Source organism: Actinomadura soli (genome assembly GCF_005889715.1).
Classification (GTDB): domain Bacteria; phylum Actinomycetota; class Actinomycetes; order Streptosporangiales; family Streptosporangiaceae; genus Spirillospora; species Spirillospora soli.
In genome coordinates this window covers 1-15,013 of record NZ_VCKW01000027.1, presented here as the reverse complement: position 1 = coordinate 15,013, position 15,013 = coordinate 1, and the positions used below count along the sequence as shown (strand labels likewise).

13 protein-coding genes and 1 pseudogene are annotated in these 15,013 nt (G+C 72.6%); 9 read left to right on the top strand and 5 right to left on the bottom strand.

What is annotated here, in order from left to right; genetic code table 11:
• Positions 1–32: 32 nt before the first annotated feature.
• From ETD83_RS07610 to ETD83_RS07570, 9 genes are all read left to right on the top strand, one after another.
• Positions 33–302, top strand: a complete 270-nt coding sequence (locus ETD83_RS07610; protein ID WP_138644351.1) for an acyl carrier protein — start codon at positions 33–35, stop codon at positions 300–302.
• 27 nt (positions 303–329) lie between these two features.
• Positions 330–1,115, top strand: a complete 786-nt coding sequence (locus ETD83_RS07605; RefSeq protein ID WP_138644350.1) for an SDR family NAD(P)-dependent oxidoreductase — start codon at positions 330–332, stop codon at positions 1,113–1,115.
• A gap of 89 nt (positions 1,116–1,204) precedes the next feature.
• Positions 1,205–2,158 (top strand): aromatase/cyclase, encoded by a 954-nt coding sequence (locus ETD83_RS07600; protein ID WP_138644349.1) that lies wholly within the window; start codon positions 1,205–1,207, stop codon positions 2,156–2,158.
• 6 nt (positions 2,159–2,164) lie between these two features.
• Positions 2,165–3,667 (top strand): FAD-dependent monooxygenase, encoded by a 1,503-nt coding sequence (locus tag ETD83_RS07595; protein ID WP_138644348.1) that lies wholly within the window; start codon positions 2,165–2,167, stop codon positions 3,665–3,667.
• Positions 3,668–3,694: 27 nt separating this feature from the next.
• Positions 3,695–4,759, top strand: a complete 1,065-nt coding sequence (locus ETD83_RS07590; RefSeq protein WP_138644347.1) for a glucose-1-phosphate thymidylyltransferase — start codon at positions 3,695–3,697, stop codon at positions 4,757–4,759.
• Positions 4,756–5,745, top strand: coding sequence for a dTDP-glucose 4,6-dehydratase (gene rfbB / locus ETD83_RS07585; protein WP_138644346.1), 990 nt, complete (start codon positions 4,756–4,758; stop codon positions 5,743–5,745). The genes ETD83_RS07590 and rfbB overlap by 4 nt, the downstream gene beginning before the upstream one ends.
• Entirely contained in the window at positions 5,732–7,282 is a 1,551-nt protein-coding gene (locus tag ETD83_RS07580; RefSeq protein WP_138644345.1) for an acyl-CoA carboxylase subunit beta, read from the top strand. The genes rfbB and ETD83_RS07580 overlap by 14 nt, the downstream gene beginning before the upstream one ends.
• Positions 7,283–7,342: 60 nt before the next feature.
• Complete coding sequence (locus tag ETD83_RS07575; protein ID WP_138644344.1) at positions 7,343–7,609, top strand: acyl-CoA carboxylase epsilon subunit; 267 nt, start codon at positions 7,343–7,345, stop codon at positions 7,607–7,609.
• Positions 7,578–9,365 (top strand): acetyl/propionyl/methylcrotonyl-CoA carboxylase subunit alpha, encoded by a 1,788-nt coding sequence (locus tag ETD83_RS07570; protein ID WP_138644379.1) that lies wholly within the window; start codon positions 7,578–7,580, stop codon positions 9,363–9,365. The genes ETD83_RS07575 and ETD83_RS07570 overlap by 32 nt, the downstream gene beginning before the upstream one ends.
• A gap of 44 nt (positions 9,366–9,409) precedes the next feature.
• Here the strand turns inward: ETD83_RS07570 and ETD83_RS07565 are convergent, their stop codons facing one another.
• From ETD83_RS07565 to ETD83_RS07545, 5 genes and pseudogenes are all read right to left on the bottom strand, one after another.
• The gene (locus tag ETD83_RS07565; protein ID WP_138644343.1) at positions 9,410–9,982 is read right to left on the bottom strand and encodes an NADPH-dependent FMN reductase; all 573 of its coding nucleotides are present in this window, start codon (positions 9,980–9,982) and stop codon (positions 9,410–9,412) included.
• Positions 9,983–10,002: 20 nt separating this feature from the next.
• On the bottom strand, positions 10,003–11,163 hold the full coding sequence (locus ETD83_RS07560; RefSeq protein ID WP_138644342.1) for a DegT/DnrJ/EryC1/StrS family aminotransferase: 1,161 nt from the start codon (positions 11,161–11,163) through the stop codon (positions 10,003–10,005).
• A gap of 19 nt (positions 11,164–11,182) precedes the next feature.
• Positions 11,183–11,812 (bottom strand): dTDP-4-dehydrorhamnose 3,5-epimerase, encoded by a 630-nt coding sequence (gene rfbC / locus ETD83_RS07555; protein WP_138644341.1) that lies wholly within the window; start codon positions 11,810–11,812, stop codon positions 11,183–11,185.
• Between the two features lie 689 nt (positions 11,813–12,501).
• Positions 12,502–14,022, bottom strand: a pseudogene (locus tag ETD83_RS07550) (MFS transporter); the annotation flags it as partial.
• A gap of 15 nt (positions 14,023–14,037) precedes the next feature.
• The coding region (locus tag ETD83_RS07545) for a nucleotide disphospho-sugar-binding domain-containing protein (protein ID WP_138644340.1) at positions 14,038–15,013 on the bottom strand (976 nt) is incomplete at its 5' end.

The following is a 15,013-nucleotide window of genomic DNA, read 5'->3' as shown; positions in this document are numbered from 1 at the left end:
CCATGAACCCTCGACGAAAGGAGGCAATGGAGATGAACCAGACGGAATTCAAGATCGACGACCTCCGGCGCGTGCTGCGCGAGGCGGCCGGAACCCCCGAGGAGGTGGATCTGGAAGACGACATTCTCGACATGGAGTTCGAGGTGCTCGGCTACGACTCGCTGGCCCTGCAGGAGACCGGGAGCCGCGTCGAGCGCGTGTATGGGATCGAGTTGGAGGACGGGGCGATCGTCGACGCCAGGACTCCCCGCGAGTTCCTGTCGACCGTCAACATGCGGCTCGCGGACCTGGACGCGGGCTAGCGATCGGCCCGGCGATAGGAGAGGGCAATGTCAGACAACGGTAAGCGAGTCGCCCTGGTCACCGGGGCCACCAGCGGAATCGGGCTCGCCATCGCGCGGACCCTGGGGGCCGCCGGGTACCGGGTGTTCATCTGCTCGCGGACCCCCGAGAACGTCGAAGCGACGGTCAAGGTCCTGCGCGACGAGGGCCACGAGGTGGACGGGACGGCGTGCGACGTGCGCTCCCGGCACGATGCCGAGGCGTTCGCGCGGGCCGCCGTGGAGCGGTTCGGACCGGTCGACGTACTGGTCAACAACGCCGGGCGCAGCGGCGGCGGCGTCACCGCCGACCTCACCGACGAGCTCTGGGACGACGTCATCAACACCAACCTCACCAGCGTGTTCCTGATGACGAGGGCGGTGCTGAACCACGGCGGCATGCGGAACGGGAACCGCGGGCGCATCATCAACATCGCCTCGACCGCCGGGAAGCAGGGCGTGGTCCTGGGCGCCCCGTACTCGGCGTCCAAGCACGGCGTCGTCGGCTTCACCAAGGCGCTCGGCAACGAGCTCGCCAAGACCGGCATCACCGTCAACGCGGTCTGCCCCGGCTATGTCGAGACGCCGCTGGCGCAGGGCGTCCGGCGGGGCTACGCCGCCGCCTGGGGCGCCTCCGAGGACGAGATTCTGGAGAAGTTCCAGGCGAAGATCCCGCTGGGCCGGTACTCCACGCCCGAGGAGGTCGCCGGCCTGGTCGGCTACCTGGTCTCCGACGGCACCGACTCGATCACCGCGCAGGCCATCAACGTCTGCGGCGGTCTCGGCAACTTCTGACCGGTCGCAACTTCTGACCGGTCGCCAACCGGGCGGCCGCCCGGCAACGACCGGCCCAGGAACCGTACGCAGGAAAGGAGAGAGCAGTCATGCCGCCACCGGGCACCCGCGAGACCGAGCACGAGATCATGGTGCGCGCGCCGGCCGCGAAGGTCTACCAGCTGATCGCCGAGGTGGAGAACTGGCCGCGGATCTTCCCCCCGACCGTCTACGTCGACTCCGAGGAGCGCCACGGCCGGGACGAGCGGATCCGGATCTGGGCCACCGCCAACGGCGAGGCCAAGAACTGGACCTCCCGCAGGCGGCTCGACCCGGACGCGCTGCGCATCGACTTCCGCCAGGAGGTCTCCAGGCCGCCGGTCGCGGCGATGGGGGGTGCCTGGGTGATCGAGCCGTCCTCCGACAGGGCGGCGCCGGAGACCCGGGTGCGGTTGCTGCACGACTATCGCGCCGAGGACGACGATCCCGACAAGCTCGCGTGGATCGACCGGGCGGTGGACGGCAACAGCCACGCGGAGCTCGCGGCCCTCAAGGCCCACGCCGAGCTGGAGCCGGGGACCGGCGGGCTGCTGATGACCTTCAGCGACGACGTGTGGGTGGACGGGCGGGCCGCGGACGTCTTCGACTTCCTCAACGAGGCGCGGCACTGGCCACGGCGGCTCCCGCACGTGGAGAGGGTGTCCCTGCGGGAGGACACGCCGGGTCAGCAGTTGCTCACGATGGACACCAGGACCAAGGACGGCTCGACGCACACGACCACGTCGGTGCGGGTGTGCCTGCCGCACACCAAGATCGTCTACAAGCAGATCCACGTGCCCCCGCTGATGACGCTGCACACCGGGGAATGGGAGCTGACCCCGGAGGACGGCGGGGTGCGGGCGACGTCCTGGCACACCGTGATGATCAACGAGGCGAACATCACGAAGATCCTGGGCCCCGAAGCCGGCCTGCCCGGCGCCCGCGACTTCGTCCGGAGCGCGCTCAGCGCCAACAGCCTGGCCACGCTGCGGCACGCCAAGGACTACGCGGAGCGGCGGGGCTGACCGGCCATGCCCGAGACAGCGTCAGGGACGGACCCGGACACCCGGGTGATCGTCGTCGGAGCGGGGCCGGTCGGGCTGATGCTGGCCGGAGAGCTCCGCCTTGGCGGCGCCGGCGTGGTGGTCCTGGAGCGGCTGCCGGAGCCGACCGGGGAGTCGCGGGCCTCACAGCTCAACTCCCGCACGATGGAGGTCCTCGACCAGCGCGGGCTGGTCGAGGCGCTGGGCGGGACGGAGCCCACCGGCCGGGGCCACTTCGGCGGTCTCGCGCTGGACGCGAGCCGGCTGCCCGGCCGGTACCCCGGCTATTGGAAGATCCCGCAGTTCCGTACCGAGGCGATGCTGGAGGCGTGGGCGGCCGGGCTGGGCGCCGACATCCGGCGCGGTCAGGAGGTGCGGACGCTGGCGGCCGGGGCCGGCGGGGTCGAGGTCACCGCCGACGGTCCCGGCGGGCCGCTGCGGGCGTCCGGGTCCTACCTGGTCGGCTGCGACGGAGCGGACAGCACCGTGCGGCGGCTGGCCGGGATCGGGACGCGGGGCACCCCCGCCTCCCGCGAACTGCTGCGGGCGGACGTGGCCGGCCTCGAGATACCCGATCGGCGCTTCGAGCGCTTCGCCAACGGCCTGGCCATCGCCGCACGTCGCGGCGACGGCGTCACCCGGGTGATGCTGCACGAGTTCGGCCGCCCGGCCGCCCGCCGCGCCGGCCCCCCGGGCTTCGCCGACGTCGTGTCCGGCTGGGCGCGGATCACCGGCGAGGACATCGCCGCCGGCACGCCGATCTGGGTGGACGCGTTCGACGACGCCAGCCTCCAGGCCGCACGGTACCGCGAGGGCCGGGTCCTGCTGGCCGGGGACGCGGCGCACGTCCAGCTTCCGGCCGGCGGCCAAGCGCTCAACCTGGGGCTCCAGGACGCGGCCAACCTCGGCTGGAAACTGGCCGCGCAGGCGTGCGGCCGGGCCCCGGCCGGCCTGCTGGACACCTACCACGATGAGCGCCACCCGGTCGGCGAGCAGGTGCTGGCCAACGTCCGGGCGCAGGCGCACCTGCTGCTCGGCGGCCGGGAGGTGGAGCCGATGCGCGCGGTGATGCGGGAGATGCTGGCGCTCCCCGAGTGCAACGACCGGCTGGCCGCCATGGTCGGCGGGCTGGACGTCCGCTACGGGGACGGCGGCCACCCCCTGGACGGCACGCGCATGCCGCACTGCGAGCTCATGACCGGTTCGGGACGGACCAGCACCACCCGGTTGCTCCGTCCCGCCCGGGGCGTCCTGGTCGACCTGAGCGGCGAGGACGCATCCACCGGCGACCCCGAATCGCCGCAAGCGATCGCGGCGCCCTGGGGGGATCGCGTCCGCGTCGTGCTGGCCAAGGCGGCCTCGGAAGGGCCGCTGCGCGATGTCGACGCGGTGCTGCTGCGCCCGGACGGACACGTCGCCTGGACGGCCCCGGGCGGGGGAGACCTTCGCGGCGCCCTGAACCGCTGGTTCGCGCCGCCCTCGACCACCTGACCCTCGATGAGACACCGGAGTTCACCGATGAAGGCACTCGTCCTGTCCGGGGGGAAGGGAACGCGGCTGCGTCCCTTCTCCCATTCCCTGGCGAAACAACTCGTCCCGATCGCCGGCGCGCCGGTCCTGGTCCACGTCCTGCAGAACATCCGGGACATCGGCGTCCGCGAGGTCGGCATCATCGTCGGGGACAACGGCGAGGAGATCATGGAACTGCTCGGCGACGGGTCCGCCATGGGCCTGGACATCGCCTACCTCCACCAGGAGGCCCCGCTCGGCCTGGCGCACTGCGTGGCCGTGGCGGCCGACTTCCTCGGCGACGACGACTTCGTGATGTACCTCGGCGACAACGTCCTGCCGGACGGCATCGAGGCCGCCGCCCGCGACTTCGCCGAGCACAGGCCCGACGGGCTCGTGCTGGTCACCAAGGTGGCCGACCCCTCGCAGTACGGCATCGCCGAACTCGGCGCGGACGGCTCCGTGGGGGCCCTGGTGGAGAAACCCGCCCGGCCGCGCAGCGATCTGGCGATCATCGGGGTCTACTTCCTGACCGCGGCCGTGCACGACGCCGTACGGGCGATCCGGCCGAGCCGGCGCGGGGAACTGGAGATCACCGACGCGCTGCAGCACATGGTCGACGAGGGCAGGCCGGTCACCGTCCGTGAGTACACCGGCTACTGGGCCGACGTCGGCAGCGTCGACGCCCTGCTGGCCTGCAACCGGACGATGCTGGAGCGCCTGACCTCCGAGGTCCGGGGACGGATCGACGCGGCGAGCAGCGTGCACGGGCCGGTGGTGGTCGAGGCGGGCGCCGAGATCGCCCGCTCCCACCTGGAGGGCCCGCTGATCGTCGGGTCGGGAACGGTCGTCAGCGACAGCTGGATCGGGCCGGGCACGGTGGTGGGCCACGGCTGCGCCGTCCGGGACGCCGAACTGGAGGAGTCCCTCCTGCTCGACGGGGCGAACGTGCACGGCGTCCGCGGGCTGAGCGGCTCCGTCATCGGCCGCGGCGCGGAGGTGACGGCCCCGTGCGACGGGCGCGGCACACGCCTGATCGTCGGTGACCATTCGCGGGTGGAGGTGGCGGCATGAGGATCCTGATCACCGGAGGCGCCGGATTCGTCGGCTCCTGCTATGCCCGCACGCTCCTGGCCAACGGCTATCCCGGGTTCCACGACGCCGAGGTCACCGTGCTCGACAGCCTCACCTATGCCGGCAACCCCGGCAACCTGCCCCTCGACCATCCCCGGCTCACCATGGTCAGGGGCGACATCCGCGACCACGAGCTGCTCGCTCTCCTGATGCCGGGGCACCACGCCGTCGTCCACTTCGCGGCGGCCTCGCACGTCGACCGGTCGCTGACCGACCCCGGCGAGTTCACCAGCACCAACGTGCAGGGCACGCAGATCCTGCTCGACGCCTGCCTGTCGGCCCGGGTGCCGAGGGTGCTGCACGTCTCCACCGACGAGGTGTACGGGTCGATCGAGACCGGCTCGTGGACCGAGCGGGAGCCGCTGCAGCCCAACTCGCCCTACGCCGCGTCCAAGGCGGGCGCCGACCTCGTCGCTCACGCCTACTGGCGGACGCATGGCCTGGACGTGCGGATCACCCGCTGCACCAACAACTACGGGCCGTACCAGCACCCGGAGAAGCTGATCCCGCTGTTCACCACCAGGCTGCTCGAGGGCGAGCCGGTACCGCTGTACGGGGACGGCCGCAACGTGCGGGAGTGGGTGCACGTGGAGGATCACTGCCTGGGCATACAGCGGGTCCTCACCGGCGGTGCCGAGGGTCAGATCTACAACATCGGCGGCGGCACCGCGCTGACCAACCGGGAGATCACCGCCCGGCTGCTGGAGCTGTGCGGGGCGGACTGGTCCCTCGTCCGCCAGGTGCCCGACCGCAAGGGCCACGACCTGAGGTACGCGATCGACGACTCCAGGATCCGCCGCGAGCTCGGCTACGCGCCGCGCCGGTCGTTCGACGAGGGGCTGCGCGAGGTCGTGCGGTGGTACCGGGAGAACGCCGCCTGGTGGCGTCCGGCCAGAACCGGAGGTGCGGCACATGCACCCGCTTGAGCGGCTGGCCGAGCTGCGCGACACCCGGGAGGCGGCCCGCCGGGGCCCGGACCCCGCGGCCACCGATCGCCAGCACGACAAGGGCAAGCTCACCGCGCACGAGCGGCTGGACCTGCTGCTGGACGGGGGCACGTTCACCGAGGTCGAACCGTTCCGCCGGCACCGCGCCACCGGCTTCGGGCTCGCCGACCGCCGCCCGCACTCCGACGGGGTGGTGACCGGCTGGGGCCTGGTGCACGGCCGCACGGTGTTCGTCTACGCGCAGGACTTCCGGATGTTCGGCGGCGCGCTGGGCGAGGCGCACGCCGCGAAGATCCACAAGCTGATGGACCTGGCGGAGGCGGCCGGAGCGCCGGTGGTCGGGCTCAACGACGGCGCCGGCGCGCGGATCCAGGAAGGGGTGACGGCGCTGGCCGGCTACGGCGGGATCTTCCGCCGCAACACCCGCCTGTCCGGCGTGATCCCGCAGATCAGCGTGATTCTCGGTCCGTGCGCGGGCGGCGCGGCGTACTCCCCGGCGCTGTCGGACTTCGTCTTCATGGTCGGCGGCATCGCGCAGATGTTCGTCACCGGGCCGGATGTGGTCCGGGCGGTCACCGGCGAACGGGTGTCCCACGACGGCCTCGGCGGCGCGGCCGTGCACGCGGCCACCTCGGGCGTCGCCACCCTGAGCCACGAGGACGAGGAGTCATGCCTCCAGGACGTCCGTTTCCTGCTGTCCCTGCTGCCCGCCAACAATCGCGAGCTGCCGCCCGTCCAGCCGTCCTCCGATCCGCCGGACCGGCCCGGCGACGCCCTGATCGATCTCGTCCCGGCCGACTCCTCCCGCACCTACGACATCCGCCGCGTGCTCGCGGTACTGGCCGACGACGGCGAGTTCTTCGAGGTGCAGCCCGCCTGGGCGGCCAACCTGGTCTGCGCTCTGGCGCGGCTCGGCGGCCACGTGGTGGGGGTGGTGGCGAACCAGCCCGCGCACCTGGCCGGGGTGCTGGACATCCCCGCCAGCGAGAAGGGCGCGAGGTTCGTCCGCTTCTGCGATGCGTTCAACATCCCGCTGGTCTCCCTGGTCGACGTCCCCGGCTTCCTTCCCGGCGTCGACCAGGAACACGGCGGCATCATCCGGCACGGCGCCAAGCTGCTGTACGCGTACTGCGGCGCGACGGTCCCGCGGATCTCGGTCGTGCTGCGCAAGGCCTACGGCGGCGCCTACATCGTCATGGACTCCCGTTCGATCGGCGCTGACCTGGCCTTCGCGTGGCCGACCAACGAGATCGCGGTGATGGGCGCCGAGGGCGCCGCCGATGTCATCTTCCGCAGGCAGATCGCCGCGGCCGACGACCCCGCGGCCATGCGGCAACAGAAGATCAAGGAGTATCGGGCCGAGCTGGTCCATCCGTACCACGCGGCCGAGTGCGGGCTGATCGACGACGTCATCGACCCGCGGGACACCCGGCCGGTGCTGATCCGGTCGCTGGAGATGCTCCGTGCCAAGCACGCCGAACTGCCTCAGCGCAAGCACGGCAACCCGCCGCAGTAAGCGCCCGTGGCAACGGAAAGCACACGCCCCGGAGCCGTACGCGGAGGGAGGCTTGTCTTTGTGACCCGTCCAGACACCGCCCGGCCCGCCCCTCTCCTGCGGATCGAGGGGGGCAGCGCCCGGCCCGAGGACCTGGCCGCGATCACCGCGGTGCTGCTGCTCCGCGCCCGCCGCGCCACGGCCGAGCGCGGGCGCGCGCGGGACCGCCGGGCGACGGCCGCATGGCGGCCCCCTGCCTTCCAGCCGCCGCACAGCTGGCGGGACGGGCGGCGAGCGAGAGAGGTGCGCCATGACACTGCACAAGGTTCTGATCGCCAACCGTGGTGAGATCGCGGTACGCATCGCCCGGGCCTGCAAGGACGCCGGGATCGCGAGCGCCGCCGTCTACGCCGACCCGGACCGCGGCGCGCCGCACGTGCACGCCGCCGACGAGGCGTACGCGCTCGGGGGCGACACCCCCGCCGCGAGCTACCTCGACGGTGCCAAGGTGATCGAGGCGGCGTCGCGCGTCGGCGCCGACGCTGTCCACCCCGGTTACGGCTTCCTGTCCGAGAACGCCGGCTTCGCACAGGCGGTTCTGGACGCGGGCCTGACCTGGATCGGCCCGCCGCCGCAGGCCATCAGCGCCCTCGGCGACAAGGTGTCGGCCCGCCGGATCGCCGAGCGGGCGGGCGCCCCGCTGGAGCCCGGCACGCGCGACCCGGTGCGGGGCGCCGATGAGGTGCTGGCGTTCGCCGAGCGGCACGGAACGCCGATCGCGATCAAGGCGGCGCACGGCGGCGGCGGGCGCGGGCTGCGGGTCGCCCGTACCCTGACGGAGATCCCCGAGCTGTACGAGTCGGCGGTGCGCGAGGCCGTCGGCGCCTTCGGCCGCGGCGAGTGCTTCGTGGAGCGCTACCTGGACCGGCCCCGGCACGTGGAGACCCAGTGCCTGGCCGACGCGCACGGCGAGGTCGTGGTGGTCTCCACACGCGACTGCTCGCTGCAGCGCCGCCACCAGAAGCTCGTCGAGGAGGCGCCCGCGCCGTTCCTGAGCGAGGAGCAGACCGGCCTGCTGCGCGCCTCGTCCGAGGCGATCCTGCGGGAGGCCGGCTATGTGGGGGCGGGCACCTGCGAGTTCCTGGTGGCGGACGGGACGATCTCGTTCCTTGAGGTCAACACCCGGCTGCAGGTCGAGCACCCGGTCACCGAGGAGGTCACCGGCATCGACCTCGTCCGGGAGATGTTCCGCATCGCCGAGGGCGAGCGGATCGGGTACGACAGCCCGCCGGTGCGCGGGCACTCCATCGAGTTCCGCGTCAACGGCGAGGATCCCGGCCGCGGCTTCCTGCCCGCGCCAGGCACCGTCACCGCCATGCGGGCGCCCGCCGGCCCGGGCGTGCGGCTCGACAGCGGCGTGCAGCCCGGCTCGGTGATCGGACCGGCGTGGGACCCGCTGCTGGCCAAGCTGATCGTCACCGGCGCCACCCGCGAGGAGGCCCTGCGCCGTGCGGCCCGCGCCCTGGACGAGTTCGCGGTGGAGGGCCTGCCCACGGTCATCCCCTTTCACCGCGCGGTGGTCCGCGACCCGGCCTTCGCCCCGGAGCTGTACGGCTCCGACGGCCCGTTCGACGTCCACACCCGGTGGATCGAGACCGAGTTCGTCAACGAGATCCCGCCGCACACGCCGTCACCCGGCGGCGGACCCGATGCTGCGGACGAGCCCCGCGAGACGATCGTGGTCGAGGTCGACGGCAGGCGGCTGGACGTCTCCGTGCCGTCGTCCCTGGGACCGTCCGCCGGGACGGCATCCCCTCCGAAGGGCGGCCCGGCCAGACCCCGGCCCGCCTCGCTCCCGGGTGCGGGGACGGGCGGGGCGGTCCCCGGCGCGGCGCTCACCGCGCCGTTGCAGGGCACCGTCGCCAAGGTCGCGGTCGAGAACGGCCGCCGCGTCGACGAGGGCGACCTCGTCGCGGTGCTCGAAGCCATGAAGATGGAGCAGCCCCTGTACGCCCATCGGCCGGGCATCGTCGCCGGTCTGACGGCCGAACCCGGGGCCGCCGTCTCGGCCGGCGACATCATCTGCGAGGTCCGGGATCCGTGACGGGCAGGGTTCCGTGACGGGCAGGGTTCCGTGACGGGCGGGGGTCAGGACCCGTAGGGGGTTCGTGCCCGCGCCTCGCGGAGGGCACCGGCCCACCAGGCGAGCTGGTCGAGCATGACCTTCGCGGCGCCGTTGCACGTCTCGGGGTCGACGGGGTCGCCCGCGTCGTCGAACTGGTCGGGATAGTTGTAGAAGCTCACCGAGTCCCTGACGGTGACCGCGTGCAGCTCGGCGAAGACCAGGCGGAGCTGCTCCACCGCGCGCAGCCCACCGGCCACGCCCCCGTAGGAGACGAACCCGACCGGCTTGGCCTGCCATTCGGTGAGGAACCAGTCGATCGCGTTCTTGAGGCTCGCCGGGAAACTGTGGTTGTACTCGGCGGTCACCACCACGTACGCGTCGGCGGCGGACAGCCGGCGGCCGACGGCCTCCACTTCCGGGGGCGGGTCCTGGGTGAGCACCGCGGGGAGCCGGGCCTCGGCGAGGTCGAGGACGTCGATGTCCATCTCCCGCCGCTGGCGGGCCTGGCCGAGGAACCAGCGGGCCGCGGTCGGGCCGAACCGCCCTTCCCGGGTGCTGCCTATGATCACGGCGAGTCGCAGCCTGCCTCCGTTCATGATCTCTCTCCTCCTCGGGGTCAGCGGTGCTTCGCGTGTGCCGTGGTGGCGGCACGCTCGACGGCGTCGCGGAACTCGGTGGCCACCGTGCGCACGTCCGCGTCGTCCAGGCTCTGGTGCACCGGGAGCAGCAGGGTGCTCTGGGCCGCCTGTTCGGCACCGGGCAGCTCGGCCCCGGCCCGGTAGGCGGGCACCTTGTGCAGCGGCGGGTAGCGGAACGTGGTGTAGACGCCGCGGCTGAGAAGGTCGGCCGCGACCCGGTCCCTGACCGCCGGGGGCAACTGCACCCAGTAGAAGTAGTACGACGTGGTGTGCCCGGCGGGCAGCCGCGGCGGCAGCCGCACTCCCGGGATTCCGGCCAGCAGGCTGTCGTAGGCCTCCACGGCGGCCCGGCGCCGGCGCTGGAACTCGGGCAGCCTGCGGAGCTGCACCCCGCCGATCGCGGCCGTGAGGTCGTTGCCGATCATCCGGTGCCCGAAGTCGCGCACGTTCAGCTCCCACCACCGGTGGGACACCTTGGCCGACCTCGACCGGCCGCTGAACTGGTCCAGGCCGTGGTAGGCCAGTGCGCGGACCCGCCGGGCGAGGTCGGGATCGCGCGCGTACAGCATCCCGCCGTCCCCGGTGACCAGGATCTTCATGGCGTCGAAGCTCCACACCGCGAGATCGCCGAAGGTGCCGCACGCCCGGCCGTCGATGGCGGAGGTCACTGCGCAGGCCGCGTCCTCGATCAGCGTGATGCCGCGCTCGCGGCACAGCAGGGCGATCTCGTCGATGGCGCCGGGGTACCCCCCGTAGTGAAGGGGCAGGACCGCCTTGGTACGTGGCGTCAGGCTGCGCTCGACGTCCTCGACGGACGGGTTGAGGGTGTGCGGGTCCACATCGCAGAACACCGGCCGGGCGCCGGCGGCGGCCACGGCGTTGGCGGCGCCGACGAAGCTGATGGACGGAAGCACGACATCGTCCTGCGGACCGCAGCCGAGCAGCTCCGTGGCCAGGAAGAGCCCGTCGGTGGCCGAGCTGATGAAGACCACGTTGTCCGGCGGGACGCCGATGTGCCCGGCGAACGCGGCCTCGAAATCCCTGGTGCGCGGACCGTGCCCCAGCCAGTTGCTGTCGAAGACCTCCGCGACGGCGGCCAGCTCCTCCTCGCCGAGGCTGGGCTGGAATACGTTGATCATTATCTCTCCTCGGGGGCTCTCACGGGACTCTCGGGGACTCGCCGTCGACCGGCGCTCCCTGGCGCAGCCGCCGGTAGAGGGCCCGGCAGTCCGCGTAGGACGGCAGCACGCCGGCCTGTTCGGCGGCTTTCAGGGTCGGCGCGGCGGCGTCCTTGTCCGACAGGATCGGCTCGATGCCGCGCGGCCACTCGATCGCCAGATCCGGGTCGAGAAGGTGGATCGCATGCTCGCGCCGCGGCGCGTACCCCTCCGAACACAGGTAGACGACGGTGGCCTCATCGGTGAGCGCCATGAACGCGTGCCCGAGGCCCTCGGCGATGTAGACCGCCCGTCCCGCCGTGGAGTCGAGCAGTACGGTCTCGGCACGGCCGAACCATGGCGAGCCCGTGCGGATGTCGACGACGGCGTCCATGACCGTCCCGCGGACGCACATCACGTACTTCGCCTGCCCCGGCGGCACGTCGGCGTAGTGGACGCCGCGCAGCACACCGCGGCGCGAGACCGAGCGGTTCGCTTGGGCGACCCGCAGCGGCCGACCGGTCGCGGCCGCGAACCGCTCGTCGCGGAACCACTCGTGGAAGGCGCCGCGCTCGTCGGTGTGAATGTCGGGCTCCAGGAGCCAGGCGCCTTCCAGACCGAGCGGTCGCATCCGCCGACCTCCCTTCGTCACTGGACCGTGCGGTCGAGGTGGTAGCGCCGGAACCCGAGTGGCTTCACGCCGGGCATCTCCTGCACCAGGCGCCACTGCGGGCTCTCCGGGTGGGTGTCGTCCATGGCCGCGCGGTGCGCTCGTTCGTCGACCCACTCGGCGTAGTTGAGGACTCGCCTGCCGTCCGTGCTGATGTGCAGATGGGCCGACAGCCCGCCGGCGTGCCCGTCGCTTTCCAGCGCCGCGATGACGGCGTCGGACCACCGCCGCGCCACCGCCGCGTCCCGGGTCTCGACACTGACCGCCACGACGCACCCCGGGGTACGCGAGGTCTCCGGCGCGTGGCTGCGGTACAGGACGTACTCGGTGTAGTCGCCGCCGAGCGACCGGAGCCGCTCGGCGGTGCGCTCGTCCCCTGTCGTCTGCGCGTAGAGGAGGACACTTTCGCCGTCGACGCTCACGAAGCGGCTGAGCGACAGCAGGCCGGGAGGCGGCTCCCGGAGCTCGAAGTCGAGCGCGGTGCCGCCGGCGGTCGGCTCCCCGACCAGCACGGCGCTCGCGTCCTCGCGCGTGACGTCGGGGAGGTCCGCGGAAACGCTCCTCGGGGTCGTGCCGGCAGCGGGGGCCGGCTCCGGGGTCGGTTCGGGAGACTGACCGGGCGACTGTTCGGGGGACTGTCCGGCGCCGGGAGGCGTGGCGCGCAGCAGCGTCACGGTGAGCAGAGCCAGCACCGCGGCGATCGCCGCGCAGATCAGGGCCACCACTTGCAGGCCGTCGGTGAACGCGGCGCGGGCGGCGTCGATCAGCTCGGTCGAGAGGCGGGCGGGCAGCCCATGGGCCACGGAGATCGCGGCGCCGAGCGTGTCCTGCGCGGCCTGCGCGTTCTCGGCCGGAATGCCAGCGGGCAGGGAGTCGTCCACCCGGCCGCGATAGACGGCGGTGCCGACGCCGCCCAGGACCGCGATGCCGAGCGCCTGGCCGAGCTCGTTGCCGGACTCGGAGATCCCCGAGGCGGAGCCGGCCCGTTCGGGTGGCGCGGCCCCGACGATCATGTCGGTGCTGAGCGCCACCACCGGGCTGAGTCCCAGGCCGACGAGCACGAAGCCGGCCACCACGTAGGTCAGGCCGGAGGCGTCCGCCTGGCTCATGACCGCGAATCCGCTCCCGGCCAGCAACATCCCCCCGCCCATCACGTAGGCCGGGCGGATCCGCTGGGTCAGCAGCGGTGCCGCCATGGAGCCGGCCACCAAGGCGACGGCCGTCGGCACCAGCCACAGCGCCGCCTCCAGCGGCGACAGGGCCAGCACGAGCTGCAGGTACTGGGCGACGAAGAAGAACGTCCCGCCCATGATGAAGACGCCCAGCGCCTGCGCGGCCAGCGCGCCGCTGAAGACCCGGTCGGCGAACAGCCGCAGGTCGATCAGCGGATCGGCCAGCCGGGCCTGACGGCGCAGGAAGACCGCTCCGACCGCGGAGCCGGCCAGGATGGCCGCGCCCGCGGCCGGTCCCGCACCGTACTCGGCGATCTGCTTGAGGCCGTACACCACCGCCAGCACCGCGCCCAGCGACAGGGCCGCGCTCGGCAGGTCGAGCCGGCCCGCACCCGGATCGCGGTACTCCGGCAGCAGCGCGCGACCGGTGGCGAGCAGCGGCACGATGGCCGCCACGCCGGGCAGGAACACCGAGCCCCACCAGAAGCGCTGCAGCAGCACTCCGCCCATCAGCGGACCCAGCGCGCTGCCCACGGAGAACGCGGTGATCCAGACCGCGATGGCGATCTTCCGTTGCCCGGGGTCGTGGAACGCGGCCCTGATCAGCGACAGCGCGGACGGCAGCAGCATCGCCCCGGCGATCCCCAGCAACGCCCGCGCCCCGATGAGCAGCTCCGCGCTCGGCGCCAGCGCGGTGAGCACGGACGCGGCGCCGAAGGCCGCCGAGCCCCACAGCAGCAGCCGGCGCCTGCCGATCCGGTCGCCCAGCGTGCCCATGGTGATCAGGAGCCCGGCGATCACAAAGCCGTAGACGTCGGTGATCCAGAGCAGTTGCGCGGCGCCGGGACGCAGGTCGGCGCTCAGCTTCGGCACCGCGAGGTGCAGCACGTTCAGATCGGCGGAGACGACCAGGATGGGCAGCGCCACCACGGCGAGCCCGGCCCACTCGCGCGCTCCCGCACGGCCGGCTCCACCCTGCGCGCCCTCAGAGGTGTCCATGTTCACGGGATTCCCTTAGCGGCGGTACTCAGCCATGAGGTCCTCCAGGATCGGGACGGCGTCGCGAGGGGACGGCGTGGCCGCCAGATCCGCGTACAGCTCATCGGCCCCCTTCCGGAAGGACGGCTCGTTCAGGATGCGCACCAGCGACTTCTTCACGTCGTCGACGGTGAGCAGGCCGCTCTCGACGGTCGGCATCGACAGCCCGGCGCCCCGGGCCCTGACATGCTCGCCCACCTCGACCCGCTCCGCGCCCTCCGTCGGGATGACGAGCTGCGGCACCCGCGCGGGCACGGCCGCGGCGAAGGTGCCGGCGCCGCCGTGATGGACGATCGCCGAGCAGGTCGGCAGGAGCTGGGTGAGCGGAACGTAGTCCTCCACCCTCACGTTGGGCGGGACGCGGTCCACCGAGGCGAGCTGCGCGTCGTTCAGCGTGGCCACCAGCTCCAGGTCGAGGTCGGCGACCATCTCCAGCAGATCCCCGACGGGAACCCCGTAGTTCCTCGCGAAGAAGTGCCGCGAGCTCAGGCCCAGCGTCAGGCAGACCCGCGGGCGGCTCGGCCGCTCGTACAGCCACTCTGGAAGGACGCCCGCGCCGGTGTACGGAACCATCTGGACAGGTACGTAGCGCAGATCGACGGGCAGCCGCATCCGCGGCGGCATCAGGTCGACGGTCCACTGGCCCACGATCAGTTCCTCGTCGAAGTCGTGGCCCAGGCGCCGCAGGGTCGGCTTCATCATGCTCGCCATCGGGTCCAGGGGATCCTCAGGCGGCCGGCTCCGCGGGCTGTCAAGCCGATCGAGGGCGTCGAGCCGGTCGAGCAGCCTGGTCCTCGTCCAGCCCATATGGTCGATGGCCCACAGCACCCGGGCGTGGGCCGCCCCGCATTCGCGCGCCGCGATGGGCGAGGGGAACGACAGCGGATCCCACAGCACCAGGTCGGGCCGCCACGACCGGGCGAATCCGATCAGGTCGTCCACCATCGGCTTG